The sequence below is a fragment of the Streptomyces sp. NPDC051214 genome (assembly GCF_040682375.1).
Taxonomy (GTDB): Bacteria; Actinomycetota; Actinomycetes; order Streptomycetales; family Streptomycetaceae; genus Streptomyces.
In genome coordinates this window covers 270822-292420 of record NZ_JBFBAT010000006.1, presented here as the reverse complement: position 1 = coordinate 292420, position 21599 = coordinate 270822, and the positions used below count along the sequence as shown (strand labels likewise).

The window sequence follows — 21599 nt, the reverse complement described above, 5'->3', positions numbered from 1 at the left end:
ACCTCTCCCACCCACCCGCCCGATTACCCCGGGGCAACGGGTGGGTGGGCGGGAAGCCCCGCCGGAGGCGGGAAAAACATCCCACCCGCAGGTGAAAGCAGACCCCAGCCCCGAAGGGGCGAAGCAGAACTCACCCCCCAGGGGAAGCCGGCGCCCCCGCCCGAGTGAGCGACAGCAGATCCCGTGCCGGGCCGGTAGGCCGATGCCCCGTGGGCCACACCGCCCGGAGGGCACGGCGTAGCTGGACCCCCTCCAGGGGGACGGCCACCAGGCGCCGGGCCGACAGCTCCTCCCCCACCGCGAGCTCACTCAGCACCGCGGGCCCCGCCCCGCTCACCGCGGACGCCTTCACCGCCGTGGTGGACGACAGCTCGATCAGCGGACGCGCGAGACCTCCCAGCGCCGCGTCGAGGACCTGCCTCGTCCCCGACCCCTCCTCCCGGAGGATCAGCGGCGTGGCCGCCAACTCCCCGGCCCCCAACGGCTTTCGGCGCCGGGCCCAGGCGTGGCCCGGCGCCACGACGACGACCAGGCTGTCGTGGGCGATGACCGCCGAGTCGAGGCCGGTCGGCACCGCGAGCCCCTCGACGAAGCCGAGGTCCGCATCGCCCGCGAGCAGCCGCTCCGCGACCGCGGTCGAGTTGCCCGCCGTCAGGGACACCGCCGTGTCCGGCCGCTGCGTCCGCAGCGCGATCAGCCAGCCCGGCAGCAGATACTCGGCGATCGTCATGCTCGCCGCGACCCGCAGCCGCGAGTCACGCCGGTCCCGCAACGCCTGCGCGCCCGCGTCGAACGCCTCGGCCGCCTCCACGATCCGCCGCGCCCAGTCCGTGACGAGCGCGCCCGCGTCCGTGAGCCGCGACCCCCGCGGCGAACGGTCGACCAGCGCGACCCCCAGCTGCCGTTCCATCGACCGGACGCGGCTGCTCGCGGCGGGCTGTGTGATGCCGAGCTCCTTCGCGGCCCGCCCCAGGCTGCCGAGCCGCGCCACGGCGAGCAGCAGTTCGAGCGCCCCGAGGTCCGGCACGCGATGCGCGAGCGGCGATGCCCCCGGCGACGTATCGGACACACCGGAGGAGCCAGAAGTCGTACCCATAAGCCCAGGTTATGCCCTCATACGAAGATGCCTCCTGGTGGGGGGCCCGCGGAACGGCGACCGTGGAGGCATGGTCACCGTCGCCCACCCGCAGGCACCCACGAGCCCCGCCGCCACCACCACCGGCATTACCCGCGCCACCCGCCATCTCGGCCCGAACTGGTACGCCGCCGTCATGGGCACGGCGATCATCGCCGGCGCCGGCGCGACCCTGCCGGTCCACGTTCCCGGACTGCGGACCGCCTGCACCGCGGTCTGGGCGCTCTCCCTGCTGATGCTGGCCGCGCTGCTCGCCGCCCGGACCCTGCACTGGGTCCACCACCGCGACCAGGCCCGCGCCCACCTCCTCGACCCGGCCGTGGCCCCCTTCTACGGGTGCCTCTCCATGGCCCTGCTCGCCGTCGGCGGCGGCGCCGTCCTCGTGGGCGAGGACTGGATCGGGACGACCGCGGCGGTCGCGCTGGACGCCGTCCTCTTCACCGCGGGCACGGTCGTCGGCCTCGCGGCGGCCGTCGCGATCCCGTACCTGATGGTGGTGAAGCACCGCATCGAGCCGGCCCACGCATCCCCCGTCTGGCTGCTGCCCCTGGTGGCCCCCATGGTGTCGGCCGCCCTCGGCCCGCTCCTCGTACCGCATCTCCCGCAGGGCCAGGCCCAACAGACGCTCCTGTACGCCTGCTTCGCGATGTTCGGCCTGAGCCTGCTCGCCACCCTGGTGATGCTTCCGATGATCTTCGCCCGCCTGCTGACCGGCGGCCCGTACCCCCTCGCGCTCACCCCTGCCCTGTTCCTGGTCCTCGGCCCGCTGGGCCAGTCGACGACCGCCGTGAACAAGTTCGCCGACACCGCCGCGTCAGGCGTCGTCCCCGCCCCCTACGACCAGGGCTTCGCCGTCTTCGCCGTGCTCTACGGCGTCCCGGTGATGGGCTTCGCCCTGCTGTGGCTGGCGCTCGCGGGCGCGATGGTGGTGCGGGCCCGGCGCCACGGCATGCGCTTCGCGATGACCTGGTGGGCGTTCACGTTCCCCGTCGGCACGTGCGTCACGGGCGCCGAGGGCCTGGGCAAGCACACCGGCCTCGCGTTCTACGACTGGCTGGCCCTCGCCCTGTACGCCCTGCTCCTGACCGCCTGGGCAGTAGCCCTCACCCAAACCCTCCGCGGCCTCCTCAACGGCGGGCTGCTCGCAGCGCCGCGGTGAGTACGGTCGGTGCTTCCCCCAGGGATGGGCCGTACCACGTGAGGTGGCGGCCGCTGGTCAGGGCCGTGGGGGCGGTGAATGCCTCGGGGCCGTCCTCGGGGGTGAAGCGGTAGGGCTCGTCGGGCAGGATCACCACGTCCGGGTTCGCGGCCCGCAGCTCCTCGACGGGGACGCGCGGATAGCGCTCGGCGTGCGTCGCGTACGCGTTGTCGACGCCGAGGCGCCGCAGCAGGTCCCCGGCGAACGTGTCGCGTCCCAGGACCATCCACGGTCGCCGCCAGATCGGGACCACCGCCTTCAACCGGGCGTCAGGGAGGGGGAGTTGGCCCCACGCCCGCTCGGCGTCGGCCAGCCACCCCGGACGCCCCGCCCCGCACGCGGCCAGCACCCGCGTCAGCTCACGGAAGGCGCCCGGCAGGTCGCGTACCTCCGTCACGAGCACCTGGATGCCCGCCGCCCGCAGCGCCGCGAGGTCGGGCGCGCGGTTCTCCTCCTCGTTGGCGATCACCAGGTCGGGGCCGAGGGCGATGATCCGGCGCACGTCGGGATTCTTGGTGCCGCCGACGCGGACGACACCGAGGTCGTCGAGGTCCTCCGGATGGCTGCACCACTCCGTGGCCCCCACCAGCGCTCCCGGCGCGCTCACCGCGACCGCCTCGGTCAGCGAAGGCACCAGCGAGATGACCCGCACTCCCGTCACCGTGACGATCTCCTCAGCGCCGCGAGCCGTCCACGGCCTCGATGTGGTCGGCGACGGCCACGACGAGCACCTGGCTGTCCGGCACGGTCGCCCGCCAGCGGTGGCGCACCCCGCCGGTCAGATAGAGGCTGTCGCCGCGCCCGAGGCGGTAGGCCCTGCCCTCCGCCTCGACCTCGACGGCGCCCCCCACCACGTACATCAGCTCGTCGTTGCGGTGCTGGAACTCGCGGCCCTCGTCATGGTCGCCGGTGAACTCGACGGCGTGCAGCTGATGGTGGCCGCGCACCATGTTGCGCACCCGGACGTCGGGGGACGAACCCTCCCCCTCGCCCTCGTCGGCGCGCATCAGGTCGACCGTGCACGCGGGATCCGCGGCGGCGAGCAGTTCGACGTCGGTCGTCAGGAGCGCGTCGGCGACACGCTGCAGGGAGCGCCTGCTGGGCCGCGCCCGCTCGTTCTCGACCTGGCTCAGGAAGGGCACCGAGAGACCGCTGCGCTCGGCCACCACAGCGAGGGTGAGCTCCAGCTGCCGGCGGCGGCGCCGCACGGCCGAGCCCACCCGGAGGGTTTCCTTCTGCTCGTCCATCGCCTCGGCTCCCTTCTGCGCATCGGTCCACTCTCAACCCTGTTGGGTTTTCTGCACCCTACGCATGTTCGCCAAACGGTTTGGCCCCGTTGCGAGGACCGCTGTCTACAGCTTGTGCCAGTAGACAAGCTGCCCCGCCTCGCCGGAAGCCGCTCCTTGTGCCGGTATGAACAGGCTGACCAGCAACGCAGGCCTGCCCTGCGGGTCGGTGAGGAGGGTCGCCGAGGGGTTGGCGAAGGCGCGGCTTTTGCCGTGGGTGGAGATGGTGAGGCGGTCGGCCCGGCCGCTCGCGGGGTCGTAGGCGTAGGTCCGCCAGCTCCCGAAGTCACCCCGCCACCGCTGCCCCTCCACGAGGAGGACGCGCCGCCCGTCGAGCTGCACGGGCGCCCGGTCCCCGAAGTTTCCGCTGTTGCCCCACGTCCGCAGCGCCCGGTCGAGCCGCCGGTCGGGCGTCGCGTGCCAGTCGCGGAACCCGGTCAGGGTGGCGCGCAGCTGGCGGTCGGTGTCGCAGTCGGCGCGGTAGTGGCCGGTGAGCTCGATGGTGTCGCCGCGTACGGCGGTGATGCTCGGCGTGCCCTCGGCGCACCGCGAGAGGGTGCGCGGGGCGTCGAAGGCACGGGTTGCCCGCCCGTCGAGCAGGGCCGCCCGATCCCCGTATCCGCGTACGGCGATGTGGTTCTTCGGGTCCTTCTCGTAGGCGAGGACGTACCCGCCGTGTCCGTCGTCGGCGAGCGACGCCTGATGGGTGCCGGGACCGAAGTCGTGGCGGCGGTGCCAGTGCCGCAGGTCGGGGGAGGTGGCGACGGCGGCATGGAAGCGGCCGTCGTCCAGGAGGGTGTGGTAGGCGGCCAGGTAGGTGCCGTCGGGGGCCTGCGTGATCTGCGCGGCGTCCATGGTGCGGCCGGTGTGGTCGCGCGCGTCGTAACGGTGGCCGTCGGCGTCGGTGACGTCCTCGGCGAGGGCGGCGAGGCGCGCGGTGCCGGCGGAGGCGGGTGCGGAGCTCGCCCCTGCCACATGCGCCAGGAGCAGGGCGGCGGAGAGAGCCAGGGCCACGGCGAGACCGAGGACGGTACGGGAGAGGCGGACGGTCGCGGGGGAGGCAGGGGCAGAGGACACGTAGGGGCACTTACGTTCGAGCAGCGGGGAGGCTGCCCAGCCTAGGGAGCCGAGGTGCCCCCGGGAACGCCGAAAGGGGTGGGCTTGCCCACACAGCAGAGCCCACGCCCGGCTGGCTCACGCGGTTTTAGCGGCCGGTGCCCCAGTCGGCCCGATAGGGTCCGTCAGCTCGACGCTGCCCCACTACGCCAATGATGCCGACGGGTGGGCCTTCGGTGCAGCGCAAGGGGGCGGCGCATGGGGCGCCGCTGGCCGGCGCCGCGCCCCCGTCAAGCCGCGTCGCTTCGTACGATCCCGACACAGCCCCACAACGGCTCCGCACGAGAACACAGGAAGGAACACAGGCAGATGTTCCGCCCTGCATCCTCTCCCGGTTGAAGCAACACAAGGCGGGCTCCGCATAATTCACGGAGCCCGCCTGCGTCAACTCACCTTGCTTTAGGACGCCTTGGACGACTGCGCCGGTCCGGCATCGCCGTTGAACAACGGCGTACTGCCGTTGAATTCCATACCTCGGAAGGTGATCGTGGAGGACTCAGGGATAGTGCTGGCCCAGCTGCAGTATGTCCAGCCCCCGGCCTTACCCTTGTAGTCGTGGCACTCGTAATCCCACACGTCCGAGTCGCCGTTGGCGAATCCGAAACCACCGACGGCGTGGTGACCGTCCTCCTGGTTGTCACGAACCCACATCTTGTCGCCCTGCTTCTCGAAGCAAGCGGTCACCCCCTTGCCCACCGAACAAGGCACACCACTCGGCGGGGCAGAGCCCGCCTTGGCCGTCTTCTTCACAGACCCCGCAGCCAGCGCGGGAGAGGCGCCGATCGTGGTGCTCAGAGCAACGGTGGCAATGACCGCACCGGTCACTGCAGCGATCTTCCGGTTCAACGTGATCTCCTTACCGGCGCTCAAGAGGTGGGGGCGATGGTCTGAGGACTGGCTCCGTTGGGGACGATGCGGCTACCCTCCATCGTCACGGGCCAGATGGTGATCGTGTCGTGCTCCGCGATGACACTGGAGAGACCGTCGCACACAGTCCACCCAGCGGCTTTGCCGTGGTGGTCACGGCAAGTCCGGTTCTCGGACGCCCCGTCCCCCAGCCACCAGTACACAGCGGCGTAGTGCCCGTCATTCCGGGTGTCGCGCACCCAGATCTTGTCACCGCGGGCCTCATAGCAGCCCTCGGCCCAACCGCCCGTGGCGCAGGCGACGCCAGGCGGCGGTCCGCCGGCGACGTTCTTCGCCTTGTAGCCGCTCTCGGCCGAAGCGGTGCCCGCGCCTATGGCTACGAACAGCAGCGCACTGCCCGCCACTGTCATGGCTTTCTTCAACATCTTTCCCCCAATTGGTCATGCGCGAAAGACGAGTTACCCGAATTCCCCTTCGGGATAACCGTTCGCACAGGCAACTTTTTCATGATCGAGCCAGCCGAGTCAATTCCGAATCCACTCGGGGAAATGACATAAATCCGTCACTCGTCTCAGAAGCAGCGAAATAGGTGACGCATAATGCGCACCCGTCAAATGTCGCGCCTCCCGTTGATCCGCAGGACGAGGCGGAGATATACGCGGACGCGACGGAGCCCCGTCACCGAGTGCATCGGGGACGGGGCTCCGTCTCGGGAGGCCGGGCCGCTACTTCACGGGGGCCATCTCGTCGACGATTCCGGGGTGGGCGTCGACCCAGGTCTGCACGCCCTCCTCCTCATGTCCCCGGCCGGCCTTCTGGACGGCCTGCTCGAGACTCATCAGCTCGTCGGGGCTCATGTGCCAGTTCTTCAGCCAGCCGTTGAGCTCCGAGTACTTCTTCGGGAAGCTCTTGTTGGCCAACGTCTTGATCTGGTTGTTGGCGCCCCAGGTCTTCTTGGGGTCCTTCAGCCGCGTGAGGTCGTACTTGTTGTACGCCCAATGCGGCGACCAGAGCACGACCGCGACCGGCTCCTTTTTCGCGTACGCGCGCTCCAGCTCGGCGAGCATCGAGCTCGTGCCCGCGCTGGTCAGCTCGAAGTCGTCCAGACCGTAGGCCGGCATGACCTTGTCCTTGAGACGCGTCATCTGACCGGTGCCCGGCTCGATGCCGATGATCCTGCCCTTGAACTTGTCCTTGTTCTTGCGCAGGTCGTCCATGGTCTTCACGCCCTTGACGTAGGACGGGACCGCGACCTCAAGCGACGTCTTGTCGTACCACGCCCCGACGTCGACGAGATCCTTCTTGTACTTCTCCCAGTACTGCTTCTGCGCGACCGGCAGCCAGCCGTCGAGTTCGAAGTCGACCTGCCCGGTGGAAAGACCCGTGAAGAGCGGGCCGACGTCGAGCTTGGTGGTCCTCGGCTTGTAGCCGCGCTTCTCAAGGACGTTCTTCCACAGGTACGTGGCGGCGATGCCCTCGTCCCACGCCGGGTAGCCGATGTTCGGCGCGGCGCCGGCTTGCTTGCCCTTCGCGTACGTGTCCTTGGCGACCGGGGCCATCTTGTCGACGATGCCCGGGTTCTTCTTCATCCAGTTCTTGACGCCCTGGTCCTGCTTGCCCTTGCCGGCGTCCTGGATGGCGCCCTCAAGAGAGGTGAGCTGGGCCTCGCTGAGCTTGAAGTCCTTCAGCCACTTCGCGACCTGCGGTTCCTTCTTGGCGAAGCCCTTGCGGCCGAGCGTGTGGATGCCGTCACCGGAACCGAAGGCGCCCTTGGGGTCCTTCAGCTTGGTCAGCTTGTACTTGTCGTACGCCCAGTGCGGCGACCACAGGGTCACCGCGATGGGCTCCTTCTTCTTGTACGCACGGTCCAGCTGGGCCAGCATCGCCGAGGTGTTGGACTTGACCAGCTCGTACTTGCCCTTGAGCCCGTACTCATTCTGGACCTTGTCCTCGTAGAGCTTCGTCTCGCCCGCGCCGGGCTCGATGCCGTAGATCTTGCCCTTGAACTGGTCGCTTTTGCCCTTGAGGTCGTCGAGCGTCTTGACGCCCTTGACGTACTTGGGCACCGCGATCTCGAGCGAGGTCGGCTTGTACCAGCTGCCGTAGTCCTCGAGCTGATCCTTGTACTTGCTCCAGTACGGGGCGTGCGTGGCCGGCAGCCAGGAGTTGGTCTGCACGTCGATGCTGCCCTGTGACTGGCCGTTGTAGAGGGCGCCCACTTCGAGGGACTGCACCTCGGGCTTGAAGCCGCGCTGTTCGAGGACGTTCTTCCACAGGTACGTGGAGGCGGTGCCCTCGGGCCAGTCGATGTAGCCCATCTTGACCGAACGGCCCTGGCCCACGTTCGCGGAGACCTTGGCCCCCTCGTCGTCACCGCCGAAGATGTTCAGGCCGCCGGCGACGAGCGCCAGGACAAGGACACCGACCATGGCGACCGGCGTGGCCGGCTTCCACTGCATGATCTTCAGACCGCCGAGCGCCGCATTGGCCTTGGCCAGGGCGCGCCGGCCGAGCGGCGAGACACGCTGGTTGAGGGCGCCGGTCATCCGGTCCAGGTACATCGCGAGGATGACCACGGCGATACCGCCCTCGAAGCCGAGCGCGACGTCGACGGAGCTGATGCCGTCGTACACGGTGGAGCCGAGACCGCCACCGCCGACCATGCCTGCGACGACGACCATGGACAGGGCGAGCATGATCGCCTGATTGACGCCCGCCATGATCGTGGGCAGCGCCAGCGGGAGCTGGACGCGCCACAGCGTATTGCGCGGGTGCGTGCCGAACGCCTCGGCGGCCTCGATCAGTTCTTCGTCGACCTGCCGGATACCGAGCTCGGCGAGGCGGACGGCCGGCGGCATCGCGAATACGATGGTCGCGACCATGCCGGGCACCGGGCCGACACCGAAGAAGAAGATGCCCGGGATCAGATACACCATGGCGGGCATGGTCTGCATGAAGTCGAGCACCGGGCGTATCGCGCCGCTGACGGTGCGGTTCTTCGCCGCCCAGATGCCGATCGGCAGCGCGAACACAAAGATGATCACGCAGGAAACGAGCACCAGCGACAGCGTGTTCATCGCTGGTTCCCACTGCTCGATCGAGTCGATCAGCGCAAATCCCGCGAAGGTCGCCACGGCAGCGAGGAAGCCACGCAGCCAGAAGGCGAGCACGGCGAAGATGCCTATGAGAATCAGCGGTTCTGGCGAGGTGAGGACCGCGTTGACGCCGTCGTACGCGTTCCCGACGATCAGCTTGATGAAGTCGAAGAGCCACTCACAGTTGTCGCGCAGCCAGTCGACTCCGGACGCGACCCAATCGCCGATATGGATCCTAGGCACTGGCGCTCACCTTGCTCCTGGGGCCTTCGCCCTTGTCCTCGGCCGGGGGCACCGCGTCGCCGCTCTCCTCGCTCGCGGGCATCGGCTCGCCGAGCACCGCGAGCAGCCGCGACTGCGGCACGACGCCGACGAGTTTGCCCTCGTCGTCGGTCACGGCGACGGCCACGTCACTGGTGGAGCACGGCGTGAACAGCTCGATGATCGGCGTTTCCGCCTTGACCGTGGCGGGGGCCGCGGACAGCACGTCCTGTGCGGTGAGCAGTTCCTTGCCGTCGGGCGTCATCGTGCCGAACACCGTCTCGGGCTCGCCCATGATCGCGCCCGCCGTGAGGACACGGGAGCGGTCGACGTCCTGCGTGAACGCGGCGACGTAGTCGTTGGCCGGGGTGACGAGGATGTCCTCGGCGTTGCCGATCTGGACGATCTCGCCGTCACGCATGACGGCGATCTGGTCGCCCAGGCGCATGGCCTCGTTCAGGTCATGGGTGATGAAGACGATGGTCTTCTTCAGCCGCTTCTGGAGCTCCAGGAGCTGGTCCTGCATGTCGCGGCGGATCAGCGGGTCGAGCGCGCTGAACGACTCGTCCATGAGGAGCAGGTCCGCATCGGTGGCGAGCGCGCGGGCCAGGCCCACGCGCTGCTGCATGCCGCCGGAGAGCTCGTCGGGCCAGGACTTCTCCCAGCCCTTGAGCCCGGCCAGTTCGAGCGCGACGGTGGCGCGCTCCTCGCGCTCGGCGCGTGGCACGCCCTGCACCTCGAGGCCGTAGCCGGCGTTCTCGAGGACGCTGCGGTGCGGGAAGAGCGCGAAGTGCTGGAAGACCATGCTGATCTTCTTGGAGCGCACCTCGCGCAGTTCACGGGCGCTCAGGCCCGTCAGGTCCTGACCGTCGAACAGCACCTGTCCGGCCGTTGGCTCCGACAGCCCGTTGAGCATGCGCAACAACGTGGACTTGCCGGATCCGGAGAGACCCATGACGACGAAGATCTGGCCCGGCTCGACCGTGAAGGAGGCGTCGATCACCGCGGCAGTGGTGCCTTCGGCGCGCAGCTCCTCTCGGTCGGTTCCGTGGCGGAGTTTCTCCACCGCGTCAGCGGGTCGTCTGCCGAATACCTTGTACAGGTGTTCGGCTTGCAGCCTGGACACATACACCTCTCGGGTTGAACCAAGACGGCCCGCCTCCCCCGCCGGCGGGCCGTGGAGCGACGCGGTTTCTGCCCGCTTACTTGCCCGCCGAAATAGTTGAATCCTCGACCGGAGCGCTCCGGCCCGGCGCCTGCCCTGACTTATGCAGATCAAACGCAAGAGTGTTCCAGTTCACATTCGGTGCGCTGTCAGTGCCGTGCGGCATGATGCGAAGGTGACTCAGCGAACGCGACGGCTCATGCTGCTCGACACGGCGTCCCTGTACTACCGGGCCTATTTCGGGGTCCCCGATTCCGTGAAGGCCCCGGACGGCACACCGGTCAACGCGGTGCGCGGTCTGCTCGACTTCATCGCCCGGCTCGTCCAGGATCACCGCCCGGACGACCTGGTCGCCTGCATGGACGCGGACTGGCGCCCGCACTGGCGGGTCGAGCTGATCCCCTCGTACAAGGCGCATCGCGTCGCCGAGGAGGTCGAGCAGGGCCCGGACGCCGAGGAGACCCCGGACACCCTCGCGCCGCAGGTCCCGATCATCGAGGACGTCCTGGACGCGCTCGGCATCGCCCGCGTGGGCGTCCCGTCGTACGAGGCGGACGACGTCATCGGCACGTACGCCGGCCGCGCCACGGGCCCGGTCGACATCGTCACCGGCGACCGCGACCTCTATCAGCTGGTCGACGACAAGCGGGGCATCCGCGTCCTGTACCCCCTCAAGGGCGTCGGCTCCCTCCAGCTCACCGACGAGGCCTGGCTCCGCGAGAAGTACGGCGTGGACGGCTCCGGGTACGTGGATCTGGCCCTGCTGCGCGGCGACCCGAGCGACGGCCTGCCCGGCGTCCCGGGCATCGGCGAGAAGACAGCGGCCAAACTCCTGGACGCGTACGGAGACCTGGCCGGAATCATGGCCGCGGTGGACGACCGGAAGAGCAAGCTGACGCCTTCTCAGCGCAGGCGGCTCGACGAGTCCCGCGCGTATGTGGCCGTCGCACCGACGGTGGTCCGCGTCGCGGGTGACGTACCCCTGCCGGACGTCGACCTCGCGCTGCCCGCCGAGCCCCGTGATCCCGCGGCCCTGGACGAGTTGGCCGAGCGGTGGAACCTGGGCGGGGCACTGAAGCGGTTGCTCACGACTCTCCACGGATGAGGTGTTAGCTTAGGTAAGCCTAAGCAACATTTGATCAGGGGAGGCCGCCGCCATGGCAGAACGTCCGGCACGCAAGGCACCGAAGGCCCACGTCGCCCAGGTGGTGCGCACCGAGCGCCTCACCCCGCACATGCAGCGCGTGGTCCTGGGCGGTGAGGGTCTCTCCGAGTTCACGATGGGCGACTCCACCGATCACTACGTGAAGCTGCTGTTCGGCGCCGAGGGCGTGACCTATCCGGAGCCGTTCGACATGCAGCGGATCCGCGAGGAGTTCCCCCGCGACCAGTGGCCCGTGACGCGTACGTACACCGTGCGCTCCTGGGACCCGCAGACCCGCGAGCTCGCCGTCGACTTCGTCGTCCACGGCGACGAGGGGCTCGCGGGCCCGTGGGCCCAGCAGGTCCAGCCGGGCGCCACGGTCCGCTTCCTCGGCCCCGGCGGCGGGTACGCCCCGGACGCCGACGCCGACTGGCATCTGCTGGCCGGCGACGAGAGCGCGCTGCCCGCGATCGCCGCGTCGCTCGAGGCACTGCCGGAGGGCGCCACGGCGTACGCCTTCGTGGAGGTCGCCGACGCTGACGAGGAGCAGAAGATCAGCTCGGTCGCCGAGATCGTGTGGCTGCACCGGGGACAGCGTCCCGTGGGCGAGGCCCTCGTCGAGGCCGTACGCTCCCTCGACTTCCCGGCGGGCGACGTGCAGGCGTTCGTGCACGGCGAGGCCGGGTTCGTGAAGGAACTGCGCCGCTACCTCCGCATGGAACGCCAGGTGCCGCGCGAGCGCCTCTCCATCTCCGGCTACTGGCGCCTGGGTGACAACGAGGACGGCTGGCAGGCCTCCAAGCGCGACTGGAACGCACAGGTCGAGGCGGAGCAGGAGACACCACTGCCCTCGGCGTGACCGCCGGGCTCGCACGTGAGGGGAGACCAAATCCGGTTTCCCCGGGCGGCGCCCGCTGGCACGATGCCCGGATGCCCTTCAAGATTGCTGACGTCGTCCCGTCAGGCGCCCTCGCCCGGCAGAAGCAGCCCACCATCCCCGCCCCCGGAGGGCTTCTCCTGCGCCCCTGGTCGCCGGACGACGCACCCGCCGTGTACGAGGCGTTCCAGGACCCGGTGCTGCAGCGCTGGCACGCGCGCGAAGCCGACTCCGTCGACGAGGCCCGCGGCTGGATCGACGGCTGGCGCAAGGCCTGGCCCGAGGAACGCGACGCGCACTGGGCCGTCGCCGACGCCACGACGGACGAGGTGGTGGGGCGGATCTCGCTGCGGCTGATCGTGCTAGCCGACGGCCAGGCCGAGGTCGCCTACTGGACCATGCCGTCGGCCCGCGGCCGGGGCATAGCCCCGCGCGCCCTCACGGCCCTGAGCGACTGGGCCTTCGGCGAGCTCGGCCTGCACCGCCTCGAACTCACCCACGCCACGGCCAACGAGGCCTCCTGCCGTGTCGCGCTCAAGACCGGCTTCGCGCCGGAGGGCACCAAGCGCAGCGCGGTCCTGCACGCGGACGGCTGGCACGACATGCACCTGCACGCCCGCGTCCAGGGGGACGAGCCCGCGGGCTCCTGACCCGAGGGACACGGCGGGGGCGCCCCGCCAGGCCCCGTACTGTTGCCGGTTGTGACCCGTAAGCCCCGCATCCCGCCCTCTCCCCTGCCGCAGCGGCGCGGCGTCGACCCCATGCGGGTCAAGCTGCCCGCCGACGGAGCGTGGGCGACCGTACGGGACCATCTCGTCGAACGGCTGAAGGCCGGGCCCGGGGTGATCGACGGGATGCTGCGGGACGGTCTTGTCGTCGGCGTGGACGGGCTTCCCGTGACTCCCGACGCCCCCTATGTGCCCGGCACCTTCGTCTGGTTCCACCGTGATCTGCCGGACGAGGTCCCGGTGCCGTACGCCATCGACGTGGTGTACCGCGACGAGCACATCGTCGTCGCCGACAAGCCGCACTTCCTGGCGACCACGCCCCGCGGCAGCCATGTCACCGAGACCGCGCTCGCCCGGCTCCGCAGGGACCTGGACATCCCCACGCTCGGCGCTGCGCACCGCCTGGACCGGCTCACCGCGGGGCTGATCCTCTTCACCGTGCGACCGGCGGAACGCGGCGCGTACCAGACGCTGTTCGGCGAGCGGCGGGTGTCGAAGGAGTACGAGGCCGTGGCCGCCCACGACCCCGGCATCGCACTCCCCCGCACCGTACGCAGCCACATCGTCAAGGAGCGCGGCATCATCGCCGCGTACGAGGTTCCCGGCGCCGAGCCCAACAGCGAGAGCCACGTCGAACTCGTCGAGCACAACGGCACGTTGGGGCGCTACCGCCTGACTCCGCACACCGGCCGCACCCACCAGCTGCGCGTGCACATGAACGCGCTGGGCCTGCCGATCCTCGGCGATCCGGTCTACCCGCTGGTGGCCGGTCCTGTGCCGCCGGACGACTTCCGGCGGCCCCTGCAACTCCTCTCCCGTGTACTGGAGTTCAGGGACCCCGTCACGGGCGCCGACCACCGCTTCGTCAGCGCACGTGAGTTGGGCGCCTGGGCCTCGTACGACGGCTGGGAGAACCCCTCAGCGGACGGTCAGTAACCCCGCCACCAGACGACGAACCGCCGCCACACCCCCTGCCGCGGCAACGACACGGCCACCGGCGCGGACTCCGGCACGGGAGGCGGCGCTGCGACGGGCTGCGCGGCCGGGCCGGGCGCGGGCCGGGGCGCGGGCGTCGCGGGATACGCGGGCCGCGGGGCCGGCGACGACACATGCCAGTCGTTGCGCGCGTCGGGAACCCGCGCCATGGGCCGCGCCATCACGTCCTGCGGGGGCCGCGGCGCGAAGTGCACCGGGAGCGCCACCAGGTGCCGGGAGAGGATCGACGAGGTCCACTGCAACTCGTGTTCCTCGATCTCGAGTTCCACGTCCGGGAAGCGCATGAGCAGCGCGTCCACCCCCGTATCGGCGATGGCACGGCCGAGGTCCTGCCCCGGACACTCGTGCGGACCGCCGCTGAACGCCAGGTGGGAGCGGTTGCCCTGCATGTTGGCTGCGAGGTCCGGGCGTACGACGGGGTCGACGTTGCCCGGCGCGATGCCGAGGAGCAGACCGTCGCCGGCCTTGATCTGCTTGCCGCCGAGCTGGGTGTCCTGCTTGGCGAAGTAGCCGATCATCGCGCTGAACGGCGGCTCGTCCCACAGGGACTGCTCGACCGCCTCCTGGACCGTCATCTGGCCGCCGCTGAGCTGGGCGCGGAAGCGCGGGTCGGTCAGGACCATGCGCAGGGCGTTGGCGATGAGGTTGGCCGTGGCCTCGTAGGAGGCGATGAGCACGAGGCGCAGGTGCGCGGCGACCTCGTCGTCCGTGAGCTGTGCGGGCTGTGCGATGAGGTTGCTGGTGAAGTCCTCCTCGGCCTGCGCCCGGCGCCGCGCCACGAGCCGCATCAGCGCGTCCATGATGTACGCGTTGCTGGCGATGGCGGTCTCGGTGCCCCGGAGCATGTCGCGGGCGGCCTGCACCAGGCGCTCGTTGTACTCCTCGGGCATGCCGAGGACATGGCACATCACCATCATCGGCAGATGCTCGGCGAACTGGCTCACGACGTCCGCGCGCCCGTCCTGGCAGATGTCGTTGAGCAGGAGGTTGCTGTAGCGGTTGATGTAGCGGCGGATGCCGCGGTGGTCGAGGAGCGCCATGGCACCGGTGACCGCGCCGCGCAGCCGCTGGTGCTCGGCGCCCTCGGCCATGCTGGCCATGGGCGTGTAGGTGACGACGGGGGCGAGCGGGTTGTCGGGGCCCATGGAGCCGTCGATGATGGCCCGCCACTGGCGTGGGTCGCGGGTGTAGTGCGAGGGGGTGCGGACCATGTGCAGGTTCTCGCTGTGGCCGAGGACCGCCCAGATGGGTACGTCGTTGTGCAGCAGGGCCGGGGCCACCGCGCCGTGCTCGGCACGCAGCTTCTCGTACACGCCCGCGAGGTCGGTCTCCGCCTCGGGTCCGTACAGACGGCGCAGGCCGCCGGCGCCCAGACCGTGCGCGGGGCAGCCGGGCGGTGGCGCGGCCGGGTCGTCCAAGCCGGTGTGGGGTTGGGAAGGAGTCGTCACGTTCGTCGCTCCGGGGTTGCGGATAGGGGGGAATGTCAGACGGGGGCCACGGTCAGGGAGTGCAGGTATCGCGTGAGGGTGAGCAAGGTGTCCCGGCTCGACGTGCGCTGCCGGGCGTCGCACTTCACCATCGGCACCGCGTCGTCGAGGTCGAGTGCGCGGCGCAGCGTCTCCATCGGGTGATGGGGCGCGTCGGGGAAGTCGTTGACGGCGACGACGAAGGGCACGCCGCGCTCCTCGAGGCGGCCGATCACGTCGAAGCTGACCTCGAGGCGGCGGGTGTCGAGGAGGACCACAGCGCCCAGCGCTCCTTCGAAGAGGCCGTTCCACAGGAACCAGAAGCGCTCCTGGCCGGGGGTGCCGAACAGATACAGCACCAGTTCCTCGGAGATGCTGATCCGGCCGAAGTCCATCGCGACGGTGGTGGCCGTCTTGGTGTCGGAGCCGTAGTTGTCGTCGACGCCGATGCCCGCCTGGGTCATCGTCTCCTCGGTGGTCAGCGGACGGATCTCGCTGACGGAGCCGACCATCGTCGTCTTGCCGACCCCGAACCCGCCCACGATCACGATCTTCACGGCGGCCGTGGCGGTATGCGGCAGGACCTCTTCGCTGCTGGGCCCGGTGATCGTGTCAGAGCTTTTGAAGTCCATGCATCACCGCTTCGAGGAGGGAACGATCGGGGAGCGTGGAGCGGACGATCGATGCGCGGGCCTGTACCAGGTCGGCCTCGAGCATCCTGGTGAGCAGTACGGTCACCACGCTGAACGGCAGCGCGAGATACGCGGAGATCTCGGCGACGGACAACGGCGTCTGACACAGCCGCAGGACGTCGGAGTGCTCGGGTTCTGCCGTGGGCGGTGCCTCGCCGTTCGCGACGATCAGCGTGACGAGGTCGATCGCTGCCCGCTCCGTGTCCTCACCGGTCAGGATGTAGAGCCGCTCGGGGTTCTCCGGGCTGCGCCGTTCCCGTTGGGGAGGGTCGTCTCGGTGGGAGGGGTTCTCGCCTTGCGGAGGATTCATACGGCCTGCCCGTCTCGCCGGGGCGGACTCGTCAGGTGGGCGCCGATCCGGACGACCAGGTCCCGCATGCGGTTGCCGATGAGGCCCGCGTCGACGGTCTCGTCGGCGAGCACGGCGAGGTACGCCCCAGCTCCCGCCGCCATCAGATAGAAGTAGCCGCCGCCGACCTCGATGATCACCATGCGCATGCCGCCGTCGGCGTGCGGGATCTCGGTGGCGACCGCGGCCGCCAGGGACTGAAGTCCCGCGCAGGCGGCGGCGATCCGGTCGGCTGCGTCAGGGTCGCCGCCGTAGCGCGCGATGCGCAGGCCGTCCGCGGAGAGCACCACGATCTGCCGCGTCTGCGGCACGCCGTCGGCGAGCTCCTTGAGCATCCAGTCGAAATTGGCCCGTTGCTGGATCACTTCCAGCCCCCCTCGTCGGCGTTGTCGGCACTGTCGGCGGTGCCGTGGTCGTTCTCGCTGTGGCCCTTGGGGAGCAACGGGTCATCGGTTGCCGAGTCGTCGCCGTTCACGCCCTTCATGAAGGCCTCGATCCAGAGGCCGGGTTCCTTCTCCTCTTTCTTCGGCGGTTCGGGTACGACCGGTGCGGCCGCCTGCGCGGCGTACTGAGCGCGCTGCTTGTGGTACTTCTCGTCGGCGGCTTCCTGGGCGAGACGCTCGGCCAGCGGCGTGCGGACCCGGCTGCGGCGCTGCGGCAGGCCGTTCGACGTCCACTCGGTGACCTCGGGGATGTCGTCCTCCATGGCCGCGCCGAACGACTTGGGGAGCGGCGGTCCCGCCGTCATCACACGCGGCTTCTTGCGCCGGATGCCGTGGGCCTCCTCGATGGGCACACCCTCGGAGTTCACCCGGGGCACGGCGGACGCGCCGATGCCGTGGGCGAGGCCGGGGGCGGGTCCGGTGCTGAGCATCTCGCGCGGGACGATGAGCACCGCGCGGACGCCGCCGTACGCGGACTGCCGCAGCGAGACCTGCAGGTTGTACATCTGCGAGAGCCGTCCCACGACGGCCATGCCCAGGCGCGGGCTCTCGCCGAGGTCGTTCAGGTCGTAGCCGGCCTGGGCCTGCGCGAGCATGCGCTCGGCCCGTGCCCGTGCCTCCTCGCTGAGGCTGACGCCGCCGTCCTCGATCTCGACGGCGATGCCGGTCTGCACCTCGACGGCGGTGACGTGCACGCGGGTCTGCGGCGGCGAGTAGCGCGTGGCGTTGTCGAGCAGTTCGGCGCAGGCGTGGATGAGCGGTTCCACGGACGTGCCGCGGATCGCGACCTTGGCGATCGAGTGCAGGTCGACGCGCTGGTACTCCAGGATGCGGGACATGGCGCCGCGCAGCACGCTGAACAGCGGTACGGGCTTGGGCCATTGGCGTCCCGGGCGGGCGCCGCCGAGCACGGTGATCGAGTCGGCGAGGCGGCCGATCAGCGCGGTGCCGTGGTCGATGCGGAGCAGGTCGTCGAAGACCTCGGGATTGCGGCCGTGGAACTCCTCCATCTCGCGCAGTTCCGCGGACTGCTGGTGGACGATGGCCTGGACGCGCCGGGCGATGTTGACGAAGGCGCGCTGTGAGGACTCGCGCATCGCCTCTCCGGAGTCCAGGGTGTCCAGGACGTTCCGCAGCAGCTTGCGCTGCGAGAAGGGCAGTTCGGAGAAGGACTCGTCGGCGTCGACGAGATGGCGGATGACCTCCGAGGGTGCTTCGCCCTGCCGGAGCCGGTAGACGGCCTCGGGGATGACCTCCCTGCCCAGGCGGATGGTCTCGTCGTCATGGGAGGCGACGCGCCGCTCCAGGGAAGCGACGCGTTGCGCGTACTGGGTGTGCAACTCCCGGATGGTCCGGCCGCGTCGCACGGCTTCGGCGCCGACCGCGACGACCACGAGGGTCGCGATCGCGCCGCACCAGCCCACCGCGATGCGGGCGGGTTCCGGTACCGCGGCGACCGCGGCTCCGGTGGCCGCGGCCATCAGCAGGGCGGGCAGCAACAGCACGCGTGCGTAAGGGACTTCTCGGCCACCGGGAGGCGATTGAACACTCACCATGTATGCCCTCTGAAGACTTGTCTCGGGGGAGGAATGGGGGGCGGTGCTGGGAAAGGGGGGAAACGCGCGGGGAGTTGGGAGCGGTAGACGTATGCGAACAATCGAAAGATCTATGAACAAACGCGCGAATCTATCGCAACTCGTTTCAACTCGCCGCGCTCCGGGCGAGCTTAGTCCGCCGGAATCATCGCCGAGTCATATTCAGCAAGGCCCTGCAGCGCGCTCACCGACGGGCATACACTCGGCTCCATTTGCACGCGTGGCGATCAATCGAACACGTGGAGTGATGACGTCGAACAGGCGGACCTGGATACGAAAAAGGGCGGGCCCGGGGATGAGATCCCCGGGCCCGCCCTTCGGCGCTGACCCTCACGTGGCGGCCCGCACGTGGCGGCCCGTCAGCCGACAGAGCTGTACGCCACCACACCGCGCAGCAGCTGATCCACGGCCTTGCGCGCGTTCTTGGCCACGGTGGACCCCTCACGGGGAGCGGCCGCCGAGATCTGCCCAAGGACGTCGATCACCTGCTTGCACCACCGCACGAAGTCCCCGGCGGGCATCTCCGCCTCCCGCAGCACCTCGTCGAGACCCTTGTCCGACGCCCACATGTACGCCGACCAGGCGAACCCGAGGTCCGGCTCCCGCTGCCCGACCCCCTCCGCCTGGTTGATCTTGAACTCTTCCTCCAGGGCATCGAGCCGGCCCCAGATCCGCACCATCTCGCCGAGGGACGCCTTCACCTTCCCGGAGGGCAGCTTGGGGGCGAGCGCGTCGTCCGCGGCCCTGGCCTCGAACACCAACGCCGAGACGCACGCGGCCAGTTCGGCCGGGCTGAGCCCCTCCCACACGCCTTCGCGCAGGCATTCGCTCGCCAGGAGGTCCAGCTCTCCGTAGAGCCGGGCGAGCCGCTTGCCGTTCTGGGTGACCTCGTCACCCCGGAGGTAGTCCAGCTCCGTGAGCAGCGCGACGACCCGGTCGAAGGTCCGCGCGATGGTGTTCGTGCGTCCCTCGATGCGCCGCTCGAGCTGCACGGTGTCCCGCCGCAGGCGGTGGTAGCGCTCGGCCCACCGCGCGTGGTCCTCCCGCTCGTCGCACCCGTGGCAGGGGTGCGCCCGCAGTTCCGTGCGCAGTCGCGCGATCTCGCGGTCGTCGGCCGCGGCGGCCCGCCCCTTGCGGTGGCGCTCCGGCACGATGTGCCCGGCCTTCGTGCGCAGGGCGGACGCCAGGTCCCGGCGCGACTGCGGCGAGCGCGCGTTGAACGACTTCGGGATGCGCATCCGCTCGAGGGCCTCGACCGGCACCGGGAAGTCCATCGCGGCCAGGCGCTTGACCTGCCGCTCGGCGGTGAGCACCAGGGGCCTGGGCCCGTCCTGGTGCTCGAAGCCGCGGTGGCCGTTGACCCGGCCCGCGGGGATTCCCGGGTCCAGGACGAGCGCCAGGCCCGCGTACTTCCCGGTCGGCACGTGGATGACGTCGCCGGGCCTGAGCTTCTCCAGGGCGGTGGCCGCGGCCGCCCTGCGCTGGTTGGCGCCCTGCTTGGCGAGCTCGGTCTCCCGGTCCTTCAGCTCGCGGCGCAGCCGGGCGTACTCCTCGAAGTCGCCCAGGTGGCAGGTCATCGAGGCTTTGTAGCCCTCGAGTCCCTCTTCGTTCTTCTGCACCTGCCGGGAGATCCCGACGACCGACTTGTCGGCCTGGAACTGCGCGAAGGACGTCTCGAGCAACTCGCGCGAGCGGTGCCGCCCGAACTGCTCGACCAGGTTCACCGCCATGTTGTACGAGGGCTTGAAGCTGGAGCGCAGCGGATATGTGCGCGTACCGGCGAGGCCCGCGAGGTGTTCCGGGCTCATGGCGCGCTGCCACAGGACCACGGCATGGCCCTCGACATCGATGCCACGGCGCCCGGCACGCCCGGTCAGCTGGGTGTACTCACCGGGCGTGATGTCCGCGTGCTGCTCGCCGTTCCACTTGACGAGCTTCTCCAACACCACGCTGCGCGCTGGCATGTTGATGCCGAGGGCGAGGGTCTCGGTGGCGAAGACGGCGCGCACGAGCCCGCGGACGAAGAGCTCCTCGACGACTTCCTTGAAGGTCGGCAGCATGCCCGCGTGGTGCGCGGCGATGCCGCGCTCCAGGCCTTCCAGCCATTCGTAGTACCCAAGGACGTGCAGGTCCTCGTCCGGGATGGCGGCCGTGCGCTCCTCGACGATCTCGCGGACCTGGGCCCGCGCCTCCTCGCCGTTCAGCCGCAGACCCGCGTGCAGGCACTGCTGCACGGCGGCCTCGCAGGCCGCGCGGCTGAAGATGAAGGTGATCGCGGGAAGGAGGCCCTCGGAGTCGAGCCGGTCGATGACCTCGGGGCGCCCCGGCGTCCAGATCCTCGACCGCTGTCTGCGCTCGCGCTCACGGTCGGCCTCGCGGACCATCTTGCCCTTGCGGCGGTCACGCGGGTTGTACGAACGGCTGGCCTCCATCCGCGCCATGCGCGTGAGGTCGGGGTTGACGGCCTTGCGCTGGCCCTCGCCCTCCTCGAAGAGGTCGTACATCCGGCGCCCGGCGAGGACGTGCTGGAACAGCGGCACCGGCCGGTGCTCCGAGACGATCACCTGGGTGTCGCCGCGCACGGTGTCCAGCCAGTCGCCGAACTCCTCGGCGTTCGAGACGGTCGCCGACAGGGAGACCAGCGTCACCGACTCCTGGAGGTGGATGATCACCTCTTCCCAGACGGCGCCACGGAAGCGGTCGGAGAGGTAGTGCACCTCGTCCATCACCACATAGCCGAGGTTGAGCAGCGACTGCGAGCCCGAATACAGCATGTTCCGCAGCACCTCGGTGGTCATCACGACCACCGGGGCGTCGGAGTTCACGCTGTTGTCGCCGGTCAGCAGACCGACCTTGTCCGCGCCGTATCTCTTGGAGAGGTCGGCGTACTTCTGGTTGGAGAGCGCCTTGATGGGCGTGGTGTAGAAGCATTTCTTGCCCTGCAGCAGGGCCAGGTGCACGGCGAACTCGCCGACGATCGTCTTGCCCGAACCCGTGGGTGCCGCCACGAGCACGCCCTTGCCCGCCTCGAGCGCCCGACAGGCGTCGATCTGGAAGGGGTCGAGGCCGAATTCGTACATCTCGCGGAAGCCGGCGAGTGCTGTGGCCTGCTCGACAGCGCGCTCGCGCGCCGCCGCATACCGCTCGGCCGGTGAGAGGTCCTCTGTCATCGTGCTTTCGAGACTA

19 protein-coding genes are annotated in these 21599 nt (G+C 69.9%); 5 read left to right on the top strand and 14 right to left on the bottom strand.

All coding sequences use genetic code 11. The features are described from left to right. Positions 1-130 precede the first annotated feature (130 nt). Entirely contained in the window at positions 131-1096 is a 966-nt protein-coding gene (locus tag AB0M70_RS17925; RefSeq protein WP_365820920.1) for a LysR family transcriptional regulator, read from the bottom strand. 70 nt (positions 1097-1166) lie between these two features. On the opposite strand from AB0M70_RS17925, the gene AB0M70_RS17920 reads away from it, so the two are divergent. Continuing rightward, the gene (locus AB0M70_RS17920) at positions 1167-2294 is read left to right on the top strand and encodes a TDT family transporter (protein ID WP_365820919.1); all 1128 of its coding nucleotides are present in this window, start codon (positions 1167-1169) and stop codon (positions 2292-2294) included. Here the strand turns inward: AB0M70_RS17920 and AB0M70_RS17915 are convergent. From AB0M70_RS17915 to AB0M70_RS17885, 7 genes are all read right to left on the bottom strand, one after another. Continuing rightward, a complete protein-coding gene (locus AB0M70_RS17915; RefSeq protein WP_365821140.1) occupies positions 2263-2985 on the bottom strand; it encodes a helical backbone metal receptor in 723 nt (240 codons plus the stop codon). The two genes, AB0M70_RS17920 and AB0M70_RS17915, sit on opposite strands and share 32 nt — an antisense overlap. A gap of 22 nt (positions 2986-3007) precedes the next feature. Then, positions 3008-3580 (bottom strand): XRE family transcriptional regulator, encoded by a 573-nt coding sequence (locus AB0M70_RS17910; protein WP_365820918.1) that lies wholly within the window; start codon positions 3578-3580, stop codon positions 3008-3010. A 105-nt stretch (positions 3581-3685) separates the two neighbouring features. Further along, positions 3686-4696, bottom strand: a complete 1011-nt coding sequence (locus AB0M70_RS17905; RefSeq protein ID WP_365820917.1) for a hypothetical protein — start codon at positions 4694-4696, stop codon at positions 3686-3688. A gap of 438 nt (positions 4697-5134) precedes the next feature. Beyond that, positions 5135-5581: a hypothetical protein gene (locus AB0M70_RS17900; RefSeq protein WP_365820916.1), complete on the bottom strand. Its 447-nt coding sequence runs from the start codon at positions 5579-5581 to the stop codon at positions 5135-5137. A gap of 20 nt (positions 5582-5601) precedes the next feature. Next, positions 5602-6027 carry a hypothetical protein gene (locus AB0M70_RS17895; RefSeq protein ID WP_365820915.1) on the bottom strand — a complete coding sequence of 142 codons (426 nt, stop codon included), beginning with the start codon at positions 6025-6027 and terminating at the stop codon, positions 5602-5604. Positions 6028-6327: 300 nt separating this feature from the next. After that, positions 6328-8940: an ABC transporter permease/substrate binding protein gene (locus AB0M70_RS17890; protein ID WP_365820914.1), complete on the bottom strand. Its 2613-nt coding sequence runs from the start codon at positions 8938-8940 to the stop codon at positions 6328-6330. After that, complete coding sequence (locus AB0M70_RS17885) at positions 8933-10084, bottom strand: glycine betaine/L-proline ABC transporter ATP-binding protein (protein WP_365820913.1); 1152 nt, start codon at positions 10082-10084, stop codon at positions 8933-8935. The genes AB0M70_RS17890 and AB0M70_RS17885 overlap by 8 nt, the downstream gene beginning before the upstream one ends. A gap of 238 nt (positions 10085-10322) precedes the next feature. Here AB0M70_RS17885 and AB0M70_RS17880 point away from each other — a divergent pair, with 238 nt between their 5' ends. From AB0M70_RS17880 to AB0M70_RS17865, 4 genes are all read left to right on the top strand, one after another. Next, positions 10323-11228, top strand: a complete 906-nt coding sequence (locus AB0M70_RS17880; protein ID WP_365821139.1) for a 5'-3' exonuclease — start codon at positions 10323-10325, stop codon at positions 11226-11228. A gap of 52 nt (positions 11229-11280) precedes the next feature. Further along, entirely contained in the window at positions 11281-12126 is an 846-nt protein-coding gene (locus tag AB0M70_RS17875; RefSeq protein ID WP_365820912.1) for a siderophore-interacting protein, read from the top strand. Between the two features lie 71 nt (positions 12127-12197). Further along, a complete protein-coding gene (locus tag AB0M70_RS17870; RefSeq protein WP_365820911.1) occupies positions 12198-12794 on the top strand; it encodes a GNAT family N-acetyltransferase in 597 nt (198 codons plus the stop codon). Between the two features lie 111 nt (positions 12795-12905). After that, positions 12906-13808, top strand: coding sequence for an RluA family pseudouridine synthase (locus AB0M70_RS17865; RefSeq protein WP_365821138.1), 903 nt, complete (start codon positions 12906-12908; stop codon positions 13806-13808). Here the strand turns inward: AB0M70_RS17865 and AB0M70_RS17860 are convergent. The 6 genes from AB0M70_RS17860 to AB0M70_RS17835 form a co-directional block, all read right to left on the bottom strand. Continuing rightward, positions 13802-15316, bottom strand: a complete 1515-nt coding sequence (locus AB0M70_RS17860; RefSeq protein ID WP_365820910.1) for a cytochrome P450 — start codon at positions 15314-15316, stop codon at positions 13802-13804. The two genes, AB0M70_RS17865 and AB0M70_RS17860, sit on opposite strands and share 7 nt — an antisense overlap. 35 nt (positions 15317-15351) lie before the next feature. Beyond that, positions 15352-15966 (bottom strand): ATP/GTP-binding protein, encoded by a 615-nt coding sequence (locus AB0M70_RS17855; protein ID WP_365820909.1) that lies wholly within the window; start codon positions 15964-15966, stop codon positions 15352-15354. Further along, the gene (locus tag AB0M70_RS17850) at positions 15947-16336 is read right to left on the bottom strand and encodes a DUF742 domain-containing protein (RefSeq protein WP_365820908.1); all 390 of its coding nucleotides are present in this window, start codon (positions 16334-16336) and stop codon (positions 15947-15949) included. The genes AB0M70_RS17855 and AB0M70_RS17850 overlap by 20 nt, the downstream gene beginning before the upstream one ends. Then, a complete protein-coding gene (locus AB0M70_RS17845) occupies positions 16333-16740 on the bottom strand; it encodes a roadblock/LC7 domain-containing protein (protein ID WP_363210896.1) in 408 nt (135 codons plus the stop codon). Before AB0M70_RS17845 ends, AB0M70_RS17850 begins: the two co-directional genes overlap by 4 nt. Continuing rightward, on the bottom strand, positions 16737-18374 hold the full coding sequence (locus AB0M70_RS17840; RefSeq protein ID WP_365820907.1) for an ATP-binding protein: 1638 nt from the start codon (positions 18372-18374) through the stop codon (positions 16737-16739). Before AB0M70_RS17840 ends, AB0M70_RS17845 begins: the two co-directional genes overlap by 4 nt. Positions 18375-18772: 398 nt before the next feature. Beyond that, complete coding sequence (locus tag AB0M70_RS17835; RefSeq protein WP_365820906.1) at positions 18773-21583, bottom strand: DEAD/DEAH box helicase; 2811 nt, start codon at positions 21581-21583, stop codon at positions 18773-18775. Positions 21584-21599 lie beyond the last annotated feature (16 nt).